The sequence below is a fragment of the Pseudoalteromonas sp. S2755 genome (assembly GCF_005886535.1).
Classification (GTDB): Bacteria; Pseudomonadota; Gammaproteobacteria; order Enterobacterales; family Alteromonadaceae; genus Pseudoalteromonas.
In genome coordinates this window covers 1-1,143 of sequence record NZ_PNDS01000195.1, presented here as the reverse complement: position 1 = coordinate 1,143, position 1,143 = coordinate 1, and the positions used below count along the sequence as shown (strand labels likewise).

Sequence of the window (1,143 nt, the reverse complement as noted above, 5' to 3'; positions counted from 1 at the left end):
GAACTTATAAACATAGCTATTATTGTCTTCACCAAAGTTATTGATGCCATACACACCAACTTTACAGGTTACGGGTGGCTCCGGAGGTGTAACTTCTTCCTCTTCTGTTACAACGACGTTGTCTAATAACGCGCCCAGAGAGTCAGAGCGGCCTAATCCTTGAAATTTAATCTGAGTTACGTTGTCAGTTGCAATCACCGAGTATTCATACTTTTTCCAACCCAATGTAGTTGCATTCATTGTTGTTAGGGTTGTGTCACCAAACGATGCTCTTGCCCTGTTCGTTGAGTTGTCTGCTACAACTCTTGCTGAGTAATAAAAACTGACCTTATAGCGCTTACCGATCACAGTCGGTATGTTTTGATAAATTGAATAGTTTCCTGTCGAGTCCAATTCGATGTGACTATCGCCGCTTTGTGAGTCTATAAAATTTATCGTTGTCTTTTGGATTTCGAGTTTTGCGCCTTCTGTACTCCACCCCTCTATCTCGTCCAATAAGGCCCAAGTTCCAGTCAGTACAGAGTGATTTTCAAAAGAACCATTAGACACTAAGTTTTCTGAACTTAGTACCGAAAAGGGGATAATGAACATCGCATTGGCTAATATCTTTTTCATAGTGCATCTCTCGCTAATTAAATACTAACGTTGATACAGCAAAATTAAGGCCAATTTAAATTAGAAAGTAATTTTCATTAATATCATAGAGATAGTTCTCTATTAAAGAGTTTGCACCGTATATTGAGTTCTTAAATTTTGAAATTTGAAAAAAGTTTTCATTTTGCAAATTCAATATACAACTTCATTAATCGGTTGGCTCAGAGAGTTTATCTACAATATCTATGAGCTTATCTCTTCGAAACAAGACTGGGTCGTGGGAGGATTTCTAAAGTTGTGCTTGATGTGCCAAGTGAAATGCTATTTTAAAGTAATAAATAGCTTTGAGGACACTAACCTCGCTCCCATTGATTGCAAAGATACTTCCATGCAGCAATGCAAAAGCTGTCGGGCAAAACAAAAAAGCGAGGGATTCCCCTCGCCTTGCTTATTACTGTTTTAGACTTATTCGCAGTAATTCGCTACATACGTTAAGTCGTTGATGTGCTCTGGGGCATCCATAACAACGGTTGCTTGTGCCGTACTTGG

General features: G+C 38.8%; 1 protein-coding gene. It reads right to left on the bottom strand.

All coding sequences use genetic code 11. The annotated features are described in order from the left end of the window. A partial coding sequence (locus CWC03_RS22665) for a DUF642 domain-containing protein (RefSeq protein ID WP_138583773.1) occupies nucleotides 1–615 on the bottom strand: 615 nt, incomplete at its 3' end. Between the last annotated feature and the right edge of the window lie 528 nt (nucleotides 616–1,143).